Origin of the sequence: Streptomyces sp. NBC_00691 (assembly GCF_036226665.1) — a bacterium.
Lineage (GTDB): Bacteria > Actinomycetota > Actinomycetes > Streptomycetales > Streptomycetaceae > Streptomyces.
Genome location: NZ_CP109007.1, coordinates 6,374,346 through 6,394,865, shown reverse-complemented (window position 1 = coordinate 6,394,865; position 20,520 = coordinate 6,374,346). Strand labels below are relative to the sequence as shown.

Here is a 20,520-nt window from a genome sequence, read left to right as displayed (position 1 = left end):
TGCGTGGTACACACATGCGGGTCACGCGTCACACACCTGTCCGCCAACAGGGAGTTGTTGCCTCTATGTCCGCGACACGACGTCAGATCCTGTCCCGCACCGGCGGCACCGCCGCCGGGATCGCCTTCACCGGCGCCCTCTCCGAACTCTTCGCCGGCAGCGCGAGCGCCGCCACCGGAGGTCACACAGGACGGGCCGGCTACGGCCCGCTGATCCCCGACCCCGAGGGCCTGCTCGACCTCCCGGCCGGTTTCCGCTACCAGGTCCTCTCCCGGCAGGGCGATCCGCTCCGCTCCGGCGAGGGCCCCGTCCCCAGCAACCCCGACGGCATGGGTGCCTTCGCCGGCCGCCGCGGCCGCGTGCACCTGGTCCGTAACCACGAGAACCGGGTCACCGGCAAGATCGGCGTCCCGACCGTCCCCGGTCTGACGTACGACCCGGCAGGCAAGGGCGGCTGTACGGCCCTGGAGCTCGACGGCCGGAACAACGTCCTCGGGGAGCGGGTCGCCATCGCCGGTACCGCCGTCAACTGCGCGGGCGGGCCCACCCCCTGGCGTACCTGGCTGACCTGCGAGGAGACCGAGGACAGGGCCGGCACGAACGGCTACACCAAGGACCACGGCTTCATCTTCGAGGTCGACGGGGCCGACCCGCGCCGCACCGGCGCCGTCCCGCTCACCGCCATGGGCCGCTTCCAGCACGAGGCGATCGCGATCGACCCGACCAGCGGGATCGTCTACGAGACGGAGGACGCCTTCGATCGCCCCTTCGGCCTCTTCTACCGCTTCCTCCCCCACCGGCCGCTCGGCGGCACGGGTTCGCTGCGCGCGGGGGGCGCTCTGGAGGCCATGCGGGTACCGGGCGTCGCCGACCTCTCCGTGATCCAGGAGGCGGGCACCCGCTTCGAGGGGATCGAGTGGGTCCCCGTTCCCGACCCGCAGGCGGCGGAGACCCCCATCCGGTTCCAGGACTTCGGCCCCCGGGGCATCACGCACGCCCAGAAGCTGGAGGGCTGCTACTGGGGCGGCCGGGCCGTCTACTTCGTCTCCTCCTTCGCCCGGGTGAAGGACGGTTCCGGGGCGACGCACTTCGGCCAGGTCTGGAAGTACGAGCCGCACCGGCGCCGGCTCACCCTCGTCGTCGTCTTCGGCCCGGACACCGACATCCAGCTCCCCGGCGAGTCGCCGGACAACATCTGTCTGGCGCCGAGCGGGGGCCTGATGGTCTGCGAGGACGGCGACGGGGCGCAGCACGTCTTCGGGGTGAGCGAGCGGGGCGAGGTGTACGCCCTCGCCCGGGGCGCGCAGAACATCGGTACGCCCGAGGCGCCGGAGTGGGGCGAGTTCGCGGGCGTCACCTTCTCGCCGGACCGGGGAACCATGTACGTCAACTGCTACACCCCGGGGACGACCTTCGCGGTGACGGGCCCCTGGTGCTGAGCTGAGCGCGGTGCCCGGTCGTCCGCGCTCGCGGGCGGCCGGGTTCCGTCGCAGGATCGGGTGAGGACGGACGCGCGGGGCGGCGGAAGGGGCACGCAGTGGCGAAGAAGGACGGGAAGAAGGAGAGCGGGAAGGACGGGAAGAAGAAGCGGAAGCAGCGGACGGCCCCCCTGCGGGAGCTGCTCCGCGTCCCCGAGGGCGAGCGCGTCGACCTCGGCTCGTACGACGCCTCCGCCACCCCGGCCGGACCCGCCGACAAGGCGGCCGGCGTGGCCGCCACCGCCGCCCTCGGGCCGCGCCTCGCGGACCTGCAGGAACGCCTGTACGCGGCGAGCACGGCGGGCGACCGGCGCCGTGTCCTGCTCGTCCTCCAGGGGATGGACACCAGCGGCAAGGGCGGCACGGTCAAGCACGTCATCGGCCTCTTCAACCCCTCCGGCTGCCGCATCCGCGCCTTCAAGGCCCCGACGCCGGAGGAACTGGACCACCCCTTCCTCTGGCGGATCACGAAGGCGCTGCCCCATCCGGGCGAGATCGGCATCTTCGACCGCTCCCACTACGAGGACGTGCTCATCGCCCGGGTACGGGAGCTGGTCCCGCGCTCCCAGCTCGGGCGCCGGTACGGCCAGATCAACCACTTCGAGAAGTCCCTCGCCGACGACGGCGTGACGGTCGTCAAGGTCTTCCTCCACATCTCGTACGAGGAACAACGCGACCGGCTGCTCGAACGGCTGGACAACCCGGAGAAGCACTGGAAGTTCAACGTGGGCGACATCGAGGAGCGCGGCATGTGGCCGGCGTACCAGGAGGCGTACGAGATCGCCCTGGAACGCTGCTCGGCGGACGAGGCCCCCTGGTATCTGGTCCCGGCGGACCGCAAGTGGTACCGCAACTGGGCGATCAGCACCCTGCTGCTGGAACACCTGGAGGCACTGGACCCGGCGTACCCGCCGGGGGACTTCGACGTGGCCGAGAGCCGACGACGGCTCCTGGCCACGTGAGCGGCGCCGCGATGGTGCGTCAGCTCACCGCGTGGACTCGCGTGCTGCAGCTGTCGAGTCGCGAGCGTTAGACACTTTGATCAGTTAACTTCCGATCGTGAACATTTCTGTACGGAACTTGGCGGCGCTCGGTCTTCTGGGCGCCGTCCTCGTCGGATGCGGCCGGGAAGCCGTCGACACACCCCCGGCCCCGCCGGCGAAGGAACCGGCCGCCACCACCAGCCCCTCGCCCCGGGCGAGCGCCGCGGCGGCCGGACCCAAGCCCGCGCGCGTCCCCGCCGCACCGCCCACCATGGCTCCGGGTCCCGGCGGCCTCACCCCCGTGTACACGCGCCGGGCGAAGGGCGCGGGGAAGACCACGGCGAAGCGCGCGGAGAAGGTCGTCGCACTCACCTTCGACGCCGACATGACGGCCGATCAGGGGCCCCGGGCCGCGGAGGGCGAGCACTTCGACAACCCGCAGCTCATCGCGACCCTCCGCCGGCTGAGGGTGGACGCCACCGTGTTCATGACGGGCCGCTGGGCGGAGGAGTACCCGGACCAGGCGAGGTCCATCGGCCGCGACCCGCTCTTCGAGATCGCGAACCACTCCTACAGCCACTACGCCTTCGCGTCCCCCTGCTACGGCCTCCCGACCGTCTCCACGCCCGACATGGCGGACGACGTCCAGCGGGCCTTCGACGCCTTCCGCGACGCCGGGGCCGTGAACGTCGTCCCGTACTTCCGCTTCCCCGGCGGCTGCTACGACGACGCGGCCCGCCGCGCGCTCGCCCCGGCCGGGGTGACGGCGGTCCAGTGGGACGTGGTCAGCGGCGACGCCTTCGCGCAGGACGAGGACGCGGTGGCCGAGCAGGTCCTCGACGGGGTGAAGCCGGGCTCCCTGGTCGTCATGCACTGCACGCGCAGCGCGGCCCCCGTCACCGAGCAGGCGATCCGCCGCATCGTCCCGGAACTCCGGGCCCGCGGCTATCGCTTCGTGAAGGTCTCGGAGCTGATGCGCGGGTGAGCCGGGGGGGCGGACGCGCGGACGCTCAGCCCGAGCAGGCCGTGCGCTCCGCCTCCTGCCACTCGCACACCGGGCACAGGGTGATGCCCTTCGTGGACTCCGGGTACTCGGTCGGCTCCTGGCACAGCACACAGGCGGCGAAGGGGCCCTCGGTCGCGGGTTCGGGCTTCGGACCGGACTCCGGGGTGGCGCAGTACGACGTGGACTCGGTCGTGTCGGTCATGCCTTCGAGCCTACTCACTCCAGCCGGGCCGTGGCCCCGCACGCGAGGATCGCGCACACCGCCGCGAGGAGCACGGCTCCCCCGCAGGCGAGCCACGGCGGGTCCGCGCTCACCGTGCGGGCCCCGGTGACCAGGGCCGTCATCGCGTGCTTCGCCGGTGAGCCGGTGGTCACCAGGGCGAGCAGCGAGCCCAGGACCAGGGCCGCGACGGACCAGCCGGGGGCCCGGACGAAGGGGCGGGACGTCAGCGCGCCCACGGCGGCGCCCGTCAGGGCGCAGGCCAGTACCGCCAGGAGTCCCGTCGTCAGGGCGGCGGGCGCGGTCACCCCGCGACGGTCGCCGGTCGCCGTCACCGCGAGGGCCGCTACCACGCCGACCAGGGCGGGCAGGAGGGTCCCGGTGACGAGCGCCGCGAGATGCGCGCGGCCCCGGCCGGCGGCCGCCGCGACGACGTTCCGGGCGGCGGCCGGCTCCTGTGTGACACAGATCCGTACGGACCAGGCGGTGACGGGGAGCAGGGCGCCGGCCGTGACACCGAGCGCGCCGAGGACGGGTTCGCCCACCTCGACGCCGACGCCGAGGACGGCCGCGTACAGGAGGAGCGGTGCGAGCCAGCGCTGCGAGCGGAGCAGCAGGCCGGTCTGGTAGCGCAGGAGCGCCGTCATACGCGTACGCCTTCACGGCCGAGGTGGTGGATGTGCCAGGAGGCGGCGAGGAGGACGCCCAGCAGGGCGTCGGAGTGGGCGGCGCCCACGGTGAGCACGGTGGTGCCGTCGCCGTCGGGTCCGGGCGCGACGGCGGGGCGACCGGGAAGCCGCTCCGGGAGCGGGAGGGCGCGCGGGCCGCCCGAGGCGACGATCCGCACACGCGGCCGCGCCCCGGCGTCCGGGACCGGGCCCACCGGGCCCGCAGGGGCACGGAACGCGCCCTCCGCCTCCCGGACCCGTCCCTCCCGTACCTCGTACACCGCGGACGGCTCTCCCTCCAGCCGCCGCGGGTCGTGGTCGACGAAGACGACCGTTCCGCCCGCCGCCCTGCGTGAGCGGACCGCCGCGTCCAGTTCCGCACGCGCCCCCGTGTCGAGGCCGGTCCAGGCCTCGTCGAGGACCAGGAGGGAGGGGTCGGCCAGGAAGGCCTGGGCCACGGCGACCTTCTGGCTCGTGCCCTTGGAGAGTTCCGCCATGGCCGTACGGATGTGCTCACCCGCCCCGAAACGTTCCAGCCACTCCCCCGCCCGCGCCCGCGCCGCCCCCGGGGCCAGACCCTGCACCCGCCCCAGACGGACCAGGTACTCGACGGCCGTGAAGGGCAGCGCGGCCGGGAAGCGCTCGGGGACGTACGCCGTGCGGGGCGGGCGGCCCGTGACGCGTCCCGCGGTGGGCGCGTCGACGCCCGCCACCAGCCGCAGCAGGGTCGACTTCCCCGTGCCGTTCGTGCCGACGACTCTGACGAGGGTCCCGGCGGGCAGGTCGAGGTCCACCTCACGGAGCACCCACGCCCCCCGGAGGCCGTGCCGGCGCCCGACCCGCTCCAGCCTCAATTCGAGGTCTTCTGCGGGGTCAGCTCGCTCGGCCGGACGACCACGAAGCCCTGGCCCTCCAGCTTGAGCTGCACCGCCTCGCCCGAGCCGCCGCGGATCATCGAGCCGACGGACTGCGAGCGGTGGAGCGAGGTGTGCAGCTGCTCGCTCCAGCCGACGACGGCGTCGGTGTCGACGAAGACCGGGGCCTGCGGGCTGACGGGGATGACGATCGGGGTGCCCTCGCACATGAGGGCGACCTTGCCGTAGCCGGAGAAGACGGAGTTGAAGAGGCCGCCGCTGGTCATTCCGGCGCCCTTCACGGTCTTGATCTCGTAGTGGAGTGTGGCGTCGAAGCAGAGCACGTTGCGGCCGTTGACCGAGAAGGCGTCGCCCTGCTCGATCTCGACGATGAAGCAGTTCTGCGCCTCGTGCGCGAACCACGCCTCGCCCTGGCCGCGCACGGCCATCAGGGCCAGGCCCTCGCCGGTGACGGCCCGCTTGAGCAGGCCGCCGATGCCCTGACCCTTGCGCTCGAACCGGAGGTCGCCGCGGAAGGCGATCATCGATCCCTGACGGGCGTGCATCTCGCCGTTGACGGTGTATTTGACGGATTTGGCGTTCTGGAGGGTCATCCCCGGGAAATCCGCGGTCTCGGCGAGGTGTTCGCCGGTGAAAAGATCACTCTTCATGAGGGGCATCCTGGCCCGGAACTGCTCATTCCCACAAGAAACGCTTCTGAGGGCAGTGGCAGACTTGCCCGGTGAGCAGCAATGAGACCGATCTTCGCGATGAGAAGCCCCAGTTCGTCCTGCCGTTGGTCGTACGGATCGAACGGGACGCGCCGCCGTCCCGTACCGACGCCCTGGAGACCGCCGCCCGCGCCGTCCTGGAGATCCTCACCGACGACCGCTCGCTCGGCGAGGGCGAGTGGGCGCAGGCCATGACCGACTGGCAGGACGCCAGGATCCGCAAGGTGGTGCGCCGGGCGCGCGGCGCGGAGTGGCGGCGCGCGGGCGCGCTGCCGGGGATCACGGTCGACGGCCTGGAGTCGGAGGTACGGGTCTTCCCGCCGGTCCCGCTCGACGGCTGGCCCAAGGAGCTGGCCAAGCTCCAGGTCTCGGGCACCGACCTCGACGACCCGGCCGTGCCCGGCCCCGTACCGGAGGGCGCGGTGGTGCTGTGGATCAACCCGGAGCTCGACATGTCCGCGGGCAAGACGATGGCCCAGACCGGGCACGGGGCGCAGCTCCTGTGGTGGGCGATGGGGGACGCCGACCGGAAGGCCTGGCACGAGGCGGGCTTCCCGCTCGCGGTCCGCACCGCGACGGCCGAGGAGTGGCCCGCCCTCACGGCGAGCGGTCTCCCGCTGGTCCGCGACGCGGGCTTCACGGAGATCGCCCCCGGCCCCACCGTGGTGGCCGAGGGAAGCGACCGTTTCGCCCCGGCGCTGCGGCTGCCGCGGCCGTAGCCGTCACCGGCCGACACCCCCGCCGTCCGCCGTGACCGAACGGAACCTCAAATCAACCTCTGAACGTGACCCTCCAGGGATTCGAACGCTCCCGCCGGGGCCATCACGTGGGTGACTGAGGACCGAAGGAGGGGGACATGACGGAACTCGGCATCGGCATCGGCTGGCGTCCCGAGATCGCTGACGCGGTGGAGGGACTGTCCGGAATCGACTGGGTGGAGGTCGTCGCGGAGAACATCTGCGCCGACCACCTTCCCGACTCCCTGACGCGGCTGCGCGAGCGCGGCGTCACCGTCGTGCCGCACGGCGTCTCGCTGGGGCTCGGGGGCGCGGACCGCCCCGACCCGGCGCGGCTCGCCGCGCTCGGCGAGAAGGCGGTGGCGCTGGGGGCGCCGCTGGTCACGGAGCACATCGCGTTCGTCCGGGCCGGGGGGCCGCTCACCGCGACCCCGCAGCTCGAAGCGGGCCACCTGCTTCCCGTACCCAGGACCTGGGACGCGCTCGACGTGCTCTGCGAGAACATACGGATCGCGCAGGACGCGCTGCCCGTACCGCTCGCCCTGGAGAACATCGCCGCGCTCGTCTCGTGGCCCGGCGAGGAGATGTCGGAGGGACGCTTCCTGGCGGAGCTCGTGGAGCGTACGGGGGTACGGCTCCTCATCGACGTCGCCAACCTGCACACCAACCACGTCAACCGGGGCGAGGATCCGGCGCGGGCCCTGTCGGAGCTGCCGGTGGAGGCGATCGCGTACGTGCACGTGGCGGGAGGCGTCGAGCGGGACGGGGTCTGGCACGACACGCACGCGCATCCCGTGCCGGCGGCGGTGCTCGACGTCCTGGCGGACCTCGCGTCCCGGGTCGCGCCGCCCGGTGTGCTGCTGGAGCGGGACGACGACTTCCCGCCCGCGGAGGAGCTGGCGGACGAACTCCGGGCGATCCGGGCGACGCTGACCGGCGCCGGGGCCGGGGCACAGACCGCGGGTCGCGGGGGTCCGGGTCACGGCGTGCGGGCGCCGCGCGGTGCGGCGGTGGCGACGCAGCCGCTGCTCATCGGCGCCGGGGCCCGGGTCTCCGGCGGGTTCATGCCCAGTGCCTCGCCCGACGCCGTCGCCGACGCCACCGACGACGCCCCGGCTTCCGACGGCGGGCCCGGGGCCGCGCCCTGCCCCCGGCCCGGCGCCAGGCAGCGCGTCGCCGTGGCCCAGGCCGCGCTGCTCTCCGCGCTCGTCGCCGGGACCCCCGTGCCCGAGGGCTTCGACAGCCGGCGGCTCGGCGTGCAGAGCCGGGCACTCGCGGCCAAGCGGGCCGGGGTCGTCGCGAAGGTCGCGCCGGAACTCCCCGGGATCCTGGGCAAGGACTACCGGCCGGCCTTCCTCGCGTACGCCCGGTCCCGGCCCATGAACGGCGGCTACCGCCGCGACGCGCTCGACTTCGCCGAGCATCTGCTGGTCGCCGGGCGGCCGGAGGACCCGGCGGCGCGCCGACGGCTCACGGAGTGGTGGCAGGACCGTTCCGGCAGCCGCCCGCCGGGCCGCGCCGCCCGGCTCGTGCGGGCCGCCCGGCACGCACTGGTACGGAAGTGAGGTGCTCGTGAACGTTCTGGTCGCGCTCTACTACATCGCCGGCATCACGGGCATCGCGGTGCTCGTGACCCGGGTCGTCCGGACCCGCCGGGGACCCGGCGGACCGGTCCACGACCGGTACGAGGCCGCCTTCCTCAACGGCGGCCCGGCCAGGGTCGTCGACACCGCCCTGACCGCCCTCCAGGCGGACGGCAGGCTGGCGATCGGCGGCCCCGGCATCGTGGCCGTCGTCCGTCCCGTCGCGTACGACCCGGTGGAGCGCGCCGTGCTCCAGGCGCACGCCGCCGCCCCGCACGGGGCCCTGCACCACCTGCGGATGACCGTCATGCGGCACCCGGCGGTCCAGGAGATCGGCGACGGGCTCGCCGCGCGCGGGCTCGTCGTCGATCCGGCGGTCCGGCGCTCCACGGCCCGCTGGTGCGGCGTGTTCGCCGTGACGGCCTTCGCCCTCTTCCCGGTGTCGATCGTCCTCACCGTCGTCGGCTTCGCGACGGATCTGGACAGCGGCTCGGGGATGACGGTCCCGTTCATCTTCAAGGTGGTGCCGATCCTGCTCGCCGCCCTGGTCACCGCCATCGTCTGCGGTTCGCTCACCGCCCGGCAGGTCACCCCGGCCGGCCGGCGCGCGGTCTTCGCGTACGGGCGGGACCACGCCACTGTCCCGGACGCGGCCCTGCTCGTGGCCCTGCACGGGCTCCGGGCCCTGCCCGATCCGGTGCTGCGGGAGCAGCTCGTGGCCGCCGCCCGGATCTACCCGCCGCCCCGGCGGCGCAGGGGCGGCGGCAGGCGCCCGGTTCCGCACGCGTACGCCACCACGCACTCGGACGACGCCCTCTTCGCGGCGCCGGTCGTGTGGTGCGCGGGGACCAGTGCCTGTGGCGGCGGGGGCGGCGGCGGAAGCTCCTGCTCCGGGGGCGGAAGCTCCTGCTCCGGCGGCGGGTCCGGCTCGTCCTGCTCGTCCGGGTCCTGCTCCGGCGGCGGCTCCAGCTGCGGCGGGGGCGGAAGCTCCTGCTCCAGCTCCAGCTCCAGCTCGTGCTCCAGCTCCAGCGGGAGTTCGTGTTCCAGCTCCAGCAGCTGATCACCCGTTCGGGTGGCGGGCCCGCCCGGCCTCCCGTACAACTCGGTCATGGTCTGGGTTCCGCTGCTGCTCGTCGCCTGTGTCGTGGCCGCCGTCGGCTGTGCGCGGCTCTGCCGGGCGGCGCTCGCGGCGGCCCGTCCCGCGCGCGCCGAGGCCCTTCCGGGCAGCGCACCGGAACTCACCGTCGGCGAGGCGGCGTATCTCGCCGGCGGCCCGCTGCGGGTCACCGATCTGACGCTCGTGACGATGCACCGGGCCCGGAGGCTCTTCCTCGCCCGCACCGGCTGGGCGACGGTCGTGGACGCCGACGCGTGCGCGGGGGACGCGCTGGAGCGGGCGGTGCTCGGTGCCCTGGGGCCCGAGGGGCAGGCGCCGATTCCCGCCGTGCGTCCCCGGGTCGCCGCCGCCGACCCCGTACGTCTGCTCGCTGACCGGCTCGTCGAGCGAGGGCTCGCCGTGTCCCCGGCGGGCCGGCGGGAGGTCGCCGCCGGGCTGCGGGCGGTGCGGGCGGGCCTGCTGCTGAGCCTGCTGCTCGGGACGGTGTCCGCGCTGCTGGTGCCGGCCGCCGAACGGGCCCCGGTCCTCGCCGGGTTCGCGCTGCCGCTGCTCGCGTCGGTGCTCTGTCTGCTGATCGGGCGGATCGAGGTGTACCCGTACACCCGCTGGGCGTCGCCCGCCGGGCAGCGGCTGCTCGCGGGGGTCTCCCCCGCCGATCCCCTCACCGCCCTCGCGACGCGCGGGCCGGGGGTGCTGGAACCGGAGCTCCGCGCCGCGCTCCGCGGCCGGGGCTGAGGGGCCCTCGGCGAAGGCCACGGGGCGGAGGCATCAGGGCGAGAAGACCCTGGAAATGACGCCGGTGCGGCGCGCGTCATGCGCGCCGCACCCGGAGCCGGACCCGGTGTCGCTGGAGCGGCAGGCCATGGTCACGCCTGCCGTCTGATCTTCCGGGTCGAGGGGTGGCGCGCCCGACCGGGAGCCGGGCCACCACCAGGTTTTCGTACGGCCGTCAGGCCAGGCCCGCCACCAGCTCGGCCACGCTCTTGCGGCGACCGGTGTAGAACGGGACCTCTTCGCGGACGTGCATCCGCGCCTCGGAGGCACGCAGGTGACGCATGAGGTCCACGATGCGGTGCAGCTCGTCGGCCTCGAAGGCGAGGAGCCACTCGTAGTCGCCGAGGGAGAAGGAGGCGACCGTGTTGGCGCGGACGTCCGGGTAGCCACGGGCCATCTTGCCGTGGTCGGCGAGCATCCGGCGGCGGTCCTCGTCCGGCAGCAGGTACCAGTCGTAGGAGCGCACGAAGGGGTAGACCGAGACGTAGTCGCGGGGGTTCTCGTCGGCCAGGAAGGCCGGGATGTGCGACTTGTTGAACTCGGCCGGGCGGTGCAGCGCCATGTTCGACCAGACCGGCTCGAGGGCGCGGCCCAGGCGGGTGCGGCGGAAGAGGTTGTACGCCTCCTGGAGCTCGTCGCTCGTCTCGGCGTGCCACCAGATCATCACGTCGGCGTCGGCGCGCAGACCGGAGAGGTCGTACGTGCCGCGGACGGTGATGTCCTTGGCCGCGAGCTGGTCGAACAGCTCCTGGACCTCGTCGGCGTAGCCGCCGCGGTCCTCGGGGAGAACGTCGCGCAGCTTGAAGACAGACCACAGGGTGTAGCGGATGACCTCGTTGAGGTCCTTCGCCTTCTTACCGGCGTTCGGGATCTTTTCGGGCGCACTCATACGCCTATTCTCGCCCGTCACAGGGAGTGCCCCGCACCGGGGTCGGTCCTTTTCGACGTGGCGATGATCTCGTCGGCCGCCCGATGGGCCGAGGCGATGCAGGCGGGGATGCCGACACCGTCGTACGCGGCGCCCGCGACGCGCACTCCGGGAAGGGCGGCGACGGCCTCGCGGACCCGGGCGACCCGGGCGAGGTGGCCGACCGGGTACTGCGGCAGGCCGCCGTTCCAGCGGGTGACCGCGGTGGCGACGGGCCGGGCGGAGAGCCCGGTGGCGGCGGCGAGGTCCTTGAGCGACGCGGCGACGAGGTCGGCGTCCTCACGGAGGACCTGGTCCTCCTCGCCGTGGCGGCCGACCGAGGTGCGCAGCACGAACAGGCCGGGGGCGCGGTCGGCGACCCACCGCCACTTCTGCGAGGAGAAGGTGGAGGCCTTGATCGTGTGGCCGTCGACGGGAGGGACGAGGAACCCCGAGCCCGGCAGGGCGGGCACGTCGGCGCGGCGGAAGGCCAGGGTGACCAGGGCCATGGAGGCGTACTCCACGGCGTCCAGCTCGGCGGCCGCGGCGGGCGCGTGCGGGGCGAGGAGCGCGGCGGCGGGCCCGGCGGGGGTGGCGAGGACGATGGCGTCGGCCGTCAGGACCCGGCCGCCGACGACGACCTGCCAGCCGGTGGCCCCGGTGCGGCGGAGCCCGGTCACGGGGGCGTCGGTGAGGACCTCGCCGCCGGCGGCCCGGATCGCGGCGGCGACGGCTCCGGGCAGGGTGCCGACACCGCCGTCGACGCCGAGGAAGACGGAACCGCCGAGGCCGGTCGCGGCGCCCGCCGCGTCGGCGGGCACGGCCGCCCCGGCCTGCTGTACGGCGCGGACGGCGGCGGTGAGGGTGGGCCGGGTGCGGGCGGCCTCGAAGAGGGCGGGGACGGCGGCCTTCATCGAGATGCGGTAGGCGTCACCGGCGTACACCCCGCCGAGGAGGGGCTCCACGAGCCGGTCGACGACCTCGTGGCCCATGCGGGCGGCGACGTACGCGCCGATGGCGATGTCGTCGCCGACCTCGGTCGGCGGCAGTTCCGCGTCGAGGCCGATCCGTGCCACGCCCTCGGCGGAGAGGAGCCCCTCGACGGCGCGGGCGTCACCGGGGACGCCCATGACGTGGCCCTTGGGCATGGGGACGAGTGCGCTCCGGGACCAGACGGACGCGGTCGTCGTACCGGGGGCCTGGAGCCGGTCGCCGAGACCGACGGCCCGGGCGAGGGCGACCGCCTCGGGGCGGCGGGCGAGCAGCGACTCGGCGCCGAGGTCCACGGGAGCGCCCGCGATCTCCCCGGCGAGCAGCTTGCCGCCGAGCCGCGGTCCCGCTTCGAGGAGCGTCACCCGGTGGCCGGCGACGGCCAGCCGGTGGGCGGCGGCGAGTCCGGCGATACCGCCTCCGGCGACGACGACATGGGGTCCCGTGGTGTCCGCGTTCATGGAACCACTCTCTCAAATCGCCCATCGGCTCCGGTTCCGAGGCTCCCCTCCCGCCCGCTCCCGTTCCGAGGCCGGACCGTGACCGCATCGCTACCGCCGGAGGGCAACCCATCGGGTGGGCTGGTACGTCGAACCGGCGACACCGACCACCCCTGGGGGAACGCGATGCGGAGTGCACGTACGACGGCAAGAACGCGGGCGGCGGCGGGCGGCGTCCTGCTCACGGCCGCGCTGGTCCTCACCGGCTGCGGCGCGAACGGCACCGACACGGGCGCGGCGGACAAGCGGGACCTGAGCGCGGCGAAGCCCGCGGACGCCCGGGGCGCCGCCGACGGCTACGCGGGCGCCGAGAAGGCCCCGTCGGCGCCCTCCAAGGCCCCCGCGCGGCAGCAGCACGTCATCCGTACCGCCTCGCTCTCCGTGGAGGTCGCCGATGTGACGAAGGCGCTGGCCGCGGCCCGTACGGTGACGGCCGGCGCGGGCGGGCACGTCGAGAACGAGGAGACGGAGCGGGCCGACGACGGGGACGTCGCCTCCCGCATCGTGCTGCGCGTGCCGCAGGAGCGGTACGACGCCGTCCTCACCGAACTCGCCGGTACCGGAAAGCTGCTGTCCCGGAAGGCCGACGCGAAGGACGTCACCGGTGAGGTGGTGGACGTCGAGAGCCGGATCGCCACCCAGCGGGCGAGCGTGGCGAGGGTGCGGGCGCTGATGGACCGGGCGGAGCGGCTCACCGACGTGGTGACGCTGGAGGGCGAGCTGAGCCGTCGTCAGGCGGACCTGGAGGCGCTGCTCGCGCAGCGGTCCTCGCTGCGGGACCGGACCTCGCTCGCGACGATCACCCTGCAGCTCAGCGAGAAGGAGAGGGAACCGCGGGCGAAGGAGTCCGAGGAGGGCCGTCCGGGCTTCCTCGACGCCCTCTCCGGCGGCTGGAACGCCCTGGTGGGTGTGGTGACCTGGGTCGTGATCGTGCTGGCCGCCCTCGCCCCGTGGCTCGCGGTCGCCCTGATCGTCTTCCTCGTCTGGCACCGTCTGATCCGCCCGCGCGCCGCCCGTCGGGCCGGCGGCACGCCGGGGCCGGTGCCGGTGCCACGGCCCGGGGAGAGCGGCCCGGAGCGGAACGCCGCCGGGGCGGTGACCTCGCCGGCGACTCCGGAGACTCCCGAGAAGTAGCGTCGTCCCATGAGCGAACGACTGGTGGTCATCGGTGGCGACGCGGCGGGGATGTCCGCCGCGTCGCAGGCACGCAGGCTCAAGGGGCCGGAGGAGCTGGAGATCGTCGCGTTCGAGCGCGGTCACTTCTCCTCGTACTCGGCCTGCGGCATCCCGTACTGGGTCGGCGGTGACGTCGCCACCCGCGACGAGCTGATCGCCCGCTCACCCGAGGAGCACCGGGCCCGCGCCATCGACCTGCGCATGCGGACGGAGGTGACGGCGATCGACGTGCCCGGCCGGCAGGTCCTCGCACGGAACCTGGAGACCGGTACGGAGACCCGGACCGGCTTCGACAAGCTGGTCGTCGCGACGGGCGCCCGGCCCAAGCGGCCCGCACTGCCCGGGATCGACTCCCCCGGGGTGCACGGGGTGCAGACCCTGGACGACGGACAGGCGCTGCTCGACTCGCTGGAGGCGACGCCGGGACGGCGGGCCGTGGTGGTCGGCGCGGGCTACATCGGCGTGGAGATGGCCGAGGCGCTCCTCAACCGGGGCTACGAGGTGACGGTCCTGCACCGCGGCGAGCAGCCGATGGCGACGCTCGACCCGGACATGGGCCGACTGGTGCACCGGGCGATGGACGGTCTGGGGATCACGACGGTCGCCTCGGCGGAGGTCACCAAGATCCTCACCGGCGAGAACGGCCGGGTCAGGGCGGTGGCGACGGACGAGGCCGAGTACCCCGCGGACGTGGTCGTCCTGGGCATGGGCGTGGTGCCGGAGACCTCGCTCGCCCGCGCGGCGGGGCTGCCCCTGGGGGCGCACGGCGGGCTGCTCACCGATCTGGCGATGCGGGTCCGCGGCCACGAGGACATCTGGGCGGGCGGTGACTGCGTGGAGGTCCTGGACCTGGTCTCGGGCCGCGAACGCCACGTGCCGCTGGGGACGCACGCCAACAAGCACGGCCAGGTCATCGGGTCCAACGTCGGCGGCGACTACGCCACGTTCCCGGGGGTCGTGGGCACGGCGGTGTCGAAGGTCTGCGACCTGGAGCTCGCCCGGACCGGTCTGCGGGAGAAGGACGCCCGGGAGGTGGGCCTGCGGTACGTGACGGTGACCGTGGAGTCGACGAGCCGGGCCGGGTACTACCCCGGGGCCGCGGCGATGACCGTGAAGATGCTGGCCGAGCGGCGCACGGGCCGGCTGCTCGGGGTGCAGATCGTCGGCCGGGAGGGTGCGGCGAAGCGGGTGGACATCGCGGCCGTGGCGCTGACGGCGGGGATGACCGTGGAGCGGATGACCGCCCTGGACCTCGGGTACGCGCCGCCGTTCTCACCGGTGTGGGACCCGGTCCTGATCGCGGCCCGCAAGGCGACGGCGGCGGTCCGCGCGGCGGGCTGACGACGGCGCTCCGCGCGGGCGGCCCCCGCCCGGGGGCCGCGCGGGCGGCCTGGGACGGCGCGACGGCCGCCGGGGTGTCCCCCGGCGGCCGTCGGACGGGCTTCGCGGGTGCGTCAGACGGCCGTCCTGGTGTGGACGTACTCGACGAGCTGCGACAGGGCGTCCGGGTCCATCGACGGCATGACGCCGTGGCCCAGGTTGAAGACGTGCCCCTCGAGGTTCTTCGCGGCGGCCAGGACCTCGTCCGTCTTGGCCTCGACGACCTCGCGCCCGGCGAACAGCACGGCCGGGTCCAGGTTGCCCTGGAGGGCCTTGCCGGGGCCGACGCGGCGGGCGGCCTCGTCGAGCGGAACGCGCCAGTCGACGCCGACGACGTCCGCGCCGGCCTCGCCCATGAGGCCGAGCAGCTCGCCCGTACCGACGCCGAAGTGGATGCGCGGGACGCCGTACCCGGCGACCGCGTCGAACACCTTCACGGAGGCCGGCATCACCGAGCGGCGGTAGTCGGCCGGGGCGAGGGCGCCGACCCAGGAGTCGAAGAGCTGGACGGCGGAGGCGCCGGCCTCGATCTGGACCTTGAGGAAGGCCGAGGTGATCCCGGCGAGGCGGTCGAGCAGATCGGCCCACAGCTGCGGGTCGCCGTACATCATCGCCTTGGTGCGCTCGTGGCTGCGCGAGGGTCCGCCCTCGACGAGGTAGCTCGCGAGGGTGAACGGCGCGCCCGCGAAGCCGATGAGCGGGGTGTCGCCCAGTTCCCCGGTGAGCATCCCGATGGCCTCGGTGACGTAGTGGACGTCCTCAGGGGTCAGGTCGCGCAGCCGGTCCAGGTCGGCGCGGGTGCGGATGGGGTCGGCGACGACCGGGCCGACGCCGGGCTTGATGTCGAGGTCGAGGCCGATGGCCTTGAGGGGGACGACGATGTCGCTGAAGTAGATCGCGGCGTCGACCTTGTGGCGGCGGACCGGCTGGAGGGTGATCTCGGTGACCAGCTCGGGCCGCATGCAGGACTCGAGCATGGGGATGCCCTCGCGCACCTTGAGGTACTCGGGGAGCGAGCGCCCGGCCTGCCGCATGAACCAGACGGGGGTGTGCGGCACGGGCTCCCGCCGGCATGCCTTGAGGAACGCGGAGTCGTAGGTCCGCGACTGCTGCTTCGTCTGCTGGCCCGTCGGGCGATCGTTGGCGCTCACGCCCAGAATCTTCGCATGTGGCGGGAAGCCGCTCGTCCGGGCAGGGTGTCCCTCCCTGCACGGAGGGCCCGTTCCGCCTACTCTTCCCCGCATGGCTGCGGCTCAGGGACATTTTTCCGATCATTCCGACGGCGATCGAGGGACGGACGAAACAGCGGACAGTACGGAGGCGAACCCGGTTCCACTCGCGTTCCGGCGGGCGGTGGAGGCGCTGCGCGCGGCGCGGCTGCGACCCGAGATCGAGATCGAACCGACGAGGCCCCCGCAGCGCCTCGCCCCGTACGCCCACGCGGTCGAGGCGGCCGTCGTGGACGGCGAGGAGGACCTCGCGGACGGGCGGCTCGTGCTGCTGCACGACCCGGACGGCCACGAGGCCTGGAAGGGCACGTTCCGGCTCGTGACGCTCGTCCGGGCGGAGCTGGAGCCGGAGATGGCGGCGGATCCGCTGCTGCCCGAGGTGTGCTGGTCCTGGCTGACCGGGGCCATGGAGGCCCGGGGGCTGGCGTACGGGGAGGCGAGCGGCACGGTCACGATGGCGGGCTCGCACTACTTCGGCGGGCTCGCGGACCGCAGGCCCGCCACGCAGATCGAGATCCGGGCGTCCTGGACGCCGCGCGAGGGTCTGGCCGGAGTGCCGGACACCGGGGCGCATCTGGCGGCCTGGTGCGATCTGCTCTGCCAGATCGCGGGGCTGCCGCCCGCGTCGGTCGATCCGGCGACGGGCGCGGCGGGGACGGTTTCGGGTGCGGGGATCGTCTCGCTGCCGCAGCGGCGGGGGCCGCAGCAGGCCTGAGGGTCGGGATCAAGCCAACCTTCGGAGGGTTCGAACGGTGACCCCGGGACTCCCCCTCAGGGGTGACGCGCGGGGGCCCGCTCGTAGGATGATCGATCACGCGTCCGAATTGCCCCAATTGTTACTCACCAAATCGTGATCTTTCCCTAAAGGCGGGCGGCCCAGCTGCCGAAGGAACCAGTGACCCCTTCACAGCACGGGTTCGCCCCCGGCTTCTTCCCCGAGCCGGCTCCGTCCCGCATCCTTCCCCCCAGGAGGCCTGGTGTCCGTTCTCCTCGAGCAGCCCGCAAGCCTGGTCGCCTACCGCCCGAACAAGCCGACGGCCATGGTCGTCGTGGCCGACCCGCGCGTCCGCTCCACCGTGACCCGCCACCTGTGGGCCCTCGGAGTACGCGACGTGATCGAGGCTTCTTCCATCGCGGAGGCACGTCCCCGCGTCGGCAACCCGCGCGACATCTGCGTTGCCGACGTCCACCTGCCCGACGGCAGCGGCCTGACCCTGCTGTCCGAGACCCGCGCCGCGGGCTGGCCCAACGGCCTCGCCCTTTCCGCGGCGGACGACATCGGCGCCGTGCGCAACGCCCTCGCGGGCGGCGTGAAGGGCTATGTCGTCACCGGCACCCGTACCAACATCGGCCACCCGACCCGACCCGGCGCCGCCCCCATCGGCGCCGCGGCCGCGCGGCTCGGCCACCGCCGCCCCCCGGGTGCCCCGAGCCACCCGGGCGGCTACCGCGAGCTCTCCGGCCGTGAGGTCGAGGTGCTCCGGCTCGTCGCGGAGGGCCAGTCGAACAAGGCGATCGGCGTCTCCATGGGCCTCTCTGCCCTCACCGTGAAGAGCCACCTCGCCCGGATCGCCCGCAAGCTGGGCACCGGGGACCGCGCCGGCATGGTCGCGGTGGCCCTTCGGACGGGGATCATCCACTGACGGAGCGCTCGACAAGAAGCCGGCGCCTGTCGACGGAACGTTCCGTCGACAGGCGCTTGCCGTTCACCGATACCCTTGACAGGTGACCGACGCCCAAGAGACCGCAGCAGACACAGCACTGCGCACCACCGGGGGCGGCCCCCCGGACGACGATGTCCCTGCGAATGGGCTTCCGATCCCGTTGCTGGAGCCCCGCGAGGGGATTCCGCCCGTCGTCGAGACCGAGGACGCCCTCGCCGAGGTGGTCGCCGCCTTCGCGGCCGGCCGCGGCCCCGTCGCCGTGGACGCCGAGCGCGCCTCCGGCTACCGGTACGGCCAGCGCGCCTATCTCGTCCAGCTCCGCCGCGAGGGCGCGGGAACCGCCCTCATCGACCCGGTGGGCTGCCCCGACCTCTCCGGACTCGGCGACGCGCTCGCCGGGACCGAATGGATCCTGCACGCCGCGACGCAGGACCTTCCGTGCCTGCGCGACATAGGCATGCTCCCGACCTCCCTGTTCGACACCGAGCTCGCCGGGCGGCTCGCGGGCTTCCCGCGCGTCGGCCTCGGCGCGATGGTCGAGTCCGTCCTGGGCTACGCCCTGGAGAAGGGCCACTCCGCCGTCGACTGGTCCACCCGGCCGCTGCCCGAGCCCTGGCTTCGGTACGCGGCCCTCGACGTGGAACTCCTCGTCGACCTCCGGGACGCCCTGGAGAAGGAGCTCGACCGGCAGGGCAAGCTCGACTGGGCGCACCAGGAGTTCGACGCGATCGCCTCGGCCCCGCCCGCCCCGCCCCGCAAGGACCCGTGGCGGCGCACCTCCGGTATGCACAAGGTGCGGCGCCGTCGCCAGATGGCGGTCGTACGGGAGCTGTGGACGGCCCGTGACGCGGTCGCCCAGCGACGGGACGTCTCCCCGGGCAAGGTGCTGAGCGACGCGGCGATCGTGGAGGCGGCACTCGCGGTGCCGGTGAACGTGACCGCACTCACCGCTCTGCCCGGTTTCGGGCACCGGATGGGCCGCCGTCAGCTGGAGCAGTGGCAGGCGGCCGTCGACCGCGCCCGCGCCCTGCCCGAGAGCGAGCTCCCCCAGCCGGGCCAGCAGGTGGCCGGCCCGCCCCCGCCGCGCGCCTGGGCGGACAAGGACCCGGTCGCCGCGGCCCGGCTTTCGGCGGCGCGCGCGGCGGTCTCGGCCCTCGCGGAGGAGCTGAACCTGCCGCAGGAGAACCTGATCACCCCGGACACGGTGCGCCGGGTCTGCTGGGAGCCGCCGTCCCCGGCCGACGCGGACTCCGTCGCCGCCGCCCTCACGGGCCACGGCGCACGCCCCTGGCAGGTCGGCCTGGTGACCCCGCTCCTGGTGAAGGCGCTGACGGCCACGGCGTGACCCCCGCTCGGAGAGCCCCTGGACGGTGAGAACCGCCAGGGGCTCCGCCGTGCCTACGGGGCCGGGCTGAGGTTTCCGTCGGTGTCCATGTCGAAGACGCCCTGGGTCTTGCCGTCGACCTTGAGTTGCTTGAGCCAGTGCTTCGAGAGGTTGTGGACGTTCTTGTGCTGCATCTCCCACACCACCGAGTGCCCCGCGCACGCGAGCTTGACCATCAGCTTGTGGGCGCCCGTGACGGCGTCGTAGAGGGCGGGTACGGAGAAGTCGAGCTCCGGGTCCGGGTTGGGGGGCGAGGTGTTCACCTGGCGGTCGTACTCCCCGTAGACCATCAGCACGGGAACGCTTCCGCCGAGCACCCCGCCCTGTGCCGCGGTGGTCCTGTTCCATCCCCACCGCCAGAAGTTCCTGATCCGGTTGCGCCCCTCCGCCGGCGGTCCCCAGGTGCTGCCGACCGGGTCGCTCTTCATGATCGCGTCCCACGCCTCCCCGACGACGGCGTCCTCCCGCTGTCCGTCGCAGTGCACCTCGCCCTTCCAGCCGCTGTCGAACCCCGCCTTGGTGCCGAGATAGGTCGGGAAGCCCGGTCGCGGCAGCGTGGCCGGCGGGTTCGACGTTCCCTCGGGCGGGAAGATCGGTGCCAGCAGGAACAGGCTCGACACCTTCTGGGGGTTCTTGACCGCGTACGGTCCCATCGTGAACGCGGCGGCGGACCAGCCGATGAAGGCGACCTTCTGCACGTCGCACTCGTCGCGGATGAACTCCACGACGGTGTCCAGTTCGTCCCGGTCACTGTTCGAGTTCGTCAGCTGGAACGGGTAGTTCGGCGGCCCCGGCGTGAATCCCGGTGGGCGGGGTGTCAGCAGGTTCTGCTGAGCCGGGTTGACGTTGCGCGGGTCGTCCATCCGGGGTCGCGGCGACAGTCCGGAGCCCTGGAGGTCCATCATGAAGACGTCGTATCCGGCCTTCGCCAGAGTCTCCGCCCAGCTGTACGTCTTGTACCGGAGGTCGAAGCCCGCGAGCACGGGCACGCTCCTGCCGTGGAGCATGAGGACCGGTCTGCGGGGCTGACCCGGGGGCGTGCCGTTCCGCTCCCGGACGAAGAGCTTGACGACCTCGTCCTTGTTCGCGGGGACGGTGGAGGTGTGGGTGACCTTGTGGTCGGTGGTGACGATCGCCAT

At 73.7% G+C, this 20,520-nt stretch carries 20 protein-coding genes; 12 read left to right on the top strand and 8 right to left on the bottom strand.

Annotation, left to right across the window (positions count from 1 at the left end; translation table 11 throughout):
* The first annotated feature begins 65 nt into the window (after nucleotides 1–65).
* From OG392_RS28830 to OG392_RS28820, 3 genes are all read left to right on the top strand, one after another.
* On the top strand, nucleotides 66–1,439 hold the full coding sequence (locus OG392_RS28830) for an alkaline phosphatase PhoX (protein ID WP_329284158.1): 1,374 nt from the start codon (nucleotides 66–68) through the stop codon (nucleotides 1,437–1,439).
* Between the two features lie 98 nt (nucleotides 1,440–1,537).
* Nucleotides 1,538–2,440 carry a PPK2 family polyphosphate kinase gene (locus OG392_RS28825; RefSeq protein ID WP_443054915.1) on the top strand — a complete coding sequence of 301 codons (903 nt, stop codon included), beginning with the start codon at nucleotides 1,538–1,540 and terminating at the stop codon, nucleotides 2,438–2,440.
* A gap of 118 nt (nucleotides 2,441–2,558) precedes the next feature.
* On the top strand, nucleotides 2,559–3,446 hold the full coding sequence (locus OG392_RS28820; RefSeq protein ID WP_329287506.1) for a polysaccharide deacetylase family protein: 888 nt from the start codon (nucleotides 2,559–2,561) through the stop codon (nucleotides 3,444–3,446).
* A gap of 25 nt (nucleotides 3,447–3,471) precedes the next feature.
* Here the strand turns inward: OG392_RS28820 and OG392_RS28815 are convergent, their stop codons facing one another.
* From OG392_RS28815 to OG392_RS28800, 4 genes are read right to left on the bottom strand one after another with little or no spacing between them, the layout of a single operon-like run.
* A complete protein-coding gene (locus OG392_RS28815; RefSeq protein ID WP_329284157.1) occupies nucleotides 3,472–3,669 on the bottom strand; it encodes a hypothetical protein in 198 nt (65 codons plus the stop codon).
* A gap of 14 nt (nucleotides 3,670–3,683) precedes the next feature.
* A complete protein-coding gene (locus OG392_RS28810; RefSeq protein WP_329284156.1) occupies nucleotides 3,684–4,334 on the bottom strand; it encodes an ABC transporter in 651 nt (216 codons plus the stop codon).
* Nucleotides 4,331–5,209, bottom strand: a complete 879-nt coding sequence (locus OG392_RS28805) for an ATP-binding cassette domain-containing protein (protein ID WP_329284154.1) — start codon at nucleotides 5,207–5,209, stop codon at nucleotides 4,331–4,333. Before OG392_RS28805 ends, OG392_RS28810 begins: the two co-directional genes overlap by 4 nt.
* Entirely contained in the window at nucleotides 5,206–5,880 is a 675-nt protein-coding gene (locus OG392_RS28800; RefSeq protein ID WP_329284153.1) for an AIM24 family protein, read from the bottom strand. Before OG392_RS28800 ends, OG392_RS28805 begins: the two co-directional genes overlap by 4 nt.
* A gap of 71 nt (nucleotides 5,881–5,951) precedes the next feature.
* Here OG392_RS28800 and OG392_RS28795 point away from each other — a divergent pair, with 71 nt between their 5' ends.
* The 4 genes from OG392_RS28795 to OG392_RS28780 all read left to right on the top strand — a co-directional run bounded on the left by OG392_RS28795 (nucleotide 5,952) and on the right by OG392_RS28780 (nucleotide 10,112).
* On the top strand, nucleotides 5,952–6,659 hold the full coding sequence (locus OG392_RS28795; protein WP_329284151.1) for a peptidyl-tRNA hydrolase: 708 nt from the start codon (nucleotides 5,952–5,954) through the stop codon (nucleotides 6,657–6,659).
* A gap of 137 nt (nucleotides 6,660–6,796) precedes the next feature.
* Entirely contained in the window at nucleotides 6,797–8,242 is a 1,446-nt protein-coding gene (locus OG392_RS28790; protein ID WP_329284149.1) for a DUF692 domain-containing protein, read from the top strand.
* A gap of 7 nt (nucleotides 8,243–8,249) precedes the next feature.
* Nucleotides 8,250–9,320 (top strand): TIGR04222 domain-containing membrane protein, encoded by a 1,071-nt coding sequence (locus tag OG392_RS28785; RefSeq protein WP_329284147.1) that lies wholly within the window; start codon nucleotides 8,250–8,252, stop codon nucleotides 9,318–9,320.
* Between the two features lie 48 nt (nucleotides 9,321–9,368).
* Entirely contained in the window at nucleotides 9,369–10,112 is a 744-nt protein-coding gene (locus OG392_RS28780; protein ID WP_329284145.1) for a TIGR04222 domain-containing membrane protein, read from the top strand.
* A gap of 214 nt (nucleotides 10,113–10,326) precedes the next feature.
* On the opposite strand, the gene hemQ is transcribed toward OG392_RS28780, so the two are convergent.
* Nucleotides 10,327–11,040: a hydrogen peroxide-dependent heme synthase gene (hemQ, locus tag OG392_RS28775; RefSeq protein ID WP_030322961.1), complete on the bottom strand. Its 714-nt coding sequence runs from the start codon at nucleotides 11,038–11,040 to the stop codon at nucleotides 10,327–10,329.
* A gap of 17 nt (nucleotides 11,041–11,057) precedes the next feature.
* Nucleotides 11,058–12,509 carry a protoporphyrinogen oxidase gene (gene hemG / locus OG392_RS28770; protein ID WP_329284142.1) on the bottom strand — a complete coding sequence of 484 codons (1,452 nt, stop codon included), beginning with the start codon at nucleotides 12,507–12,509 and terminating at the stop codon, nucleotides 11,058–11,060.
* Nucleotides 12,510–12,674: 165 nt separating this feature from the next.
* Here hemG and OG392_RS28765 point away from each other — a divergent pair, with 165 nt between their 5' ends.
* Nucleotides 12,675–13,682: a DUF4349 domain-containing protein gene (locus OG392_RS28765; RefSeq protein WP_329284141.1), complete on the top strand. Its 1,008-nt coding sequence runs from the start codon at nucleotides 12,675–12,677 to the stop codon at nucleotides 13,680–13,682.
* Between the two features lie 9 nt (nucleotides 13,683–13,691).
* Nucleotides 13,692–15,065 carry an FAD-dependent oxidoreductase gene (locus OG392_RS28760; RefSeq protein WP_329284140.1) on the top strand — a complete coding sequence of 458 codons (1,374 nt, stop codon included), beginning with the start codon at nucleotides 13,692–13,694 and terminating at the stop codon, nucleotides 15,063–15,065.
* A 113-nt stretch (nucleotides 15,066–15,178) separates the two neighbouring features.
* Here OG392_RS28760 and hemE read toward each other — a convergent pair whose 3' ends face one another.
* Entirely contained in the window at nucleotides 15,179–16,255 is a 1,077-nt protein-coding gene (gene hemE / locus OG392_RS28755; RefSeq protein WP_329284138.1) for a uroporphyrinogen decarboxylase, read from the bottom strand.
* Nucleotides 16,256–16,346: 91 nt separating this feature from the next.
* On the opposite strand from hemE, the gene OG392_RS28750 reads away from it, so the two are divergent.
* From OG392_RS28750 to OG392_RS28740, 3 genes are all read left to right on the top strand, one after another.
* Complete coding sequence (locus OG392_RS28750; RefSeq protein WP_329284137.1) at nucleotides 16,347–17,048, top strand: DUF3000 domain-containing protein; 702 nt, start codon at nucleotides 16,347–16,349, stop codon at nucleotides 17,046–17,048.
* A 262-nt stretch (nucleotides 17,049–17,310) separates the two neighbouring features.
* The gene (locus OG392_RS28745; protein WP_015037008.1) at nucleotides 17,311–17,976 is read left to right on the top strand and encodes a response regulator transcription factor; all 666 of its coding nucleotides are present in this window, start codon (nucleotides 17,311–17,313) and stop codon (nucleotides 17,974–17,976) included.
* 82 nt (nucleotides 17,977–18,058) lie between these two features.
* Complete coding sequence (locus tag OG392_RS28740) at nucleotides 18,059–19,342, top strand: ribonuclease D (RefSeq protein WP_329284135.1); 1,284 nt, start codon at nucleotides 18,059–18,061, stop codon at nucleotides 19,340–19,342.
* 53 nt (nucleotides 19,343–19,395) lie between these two features.
* Here the strand turns inward: OG392_RS28740 and OG392_RS28735 are convergent, their stop codons facing one another.
* On the bottom strand, nucleotides 19,396–20,520 hold the full coding sequence (locus tag OG392_RS28735) for an alpha/beta fold hydrolase (protein WP_329284133.1): 1,125 nt from the start codon (nucleotides 20,518–20,520) through the stop codon (nucleotides 19,396–19,398).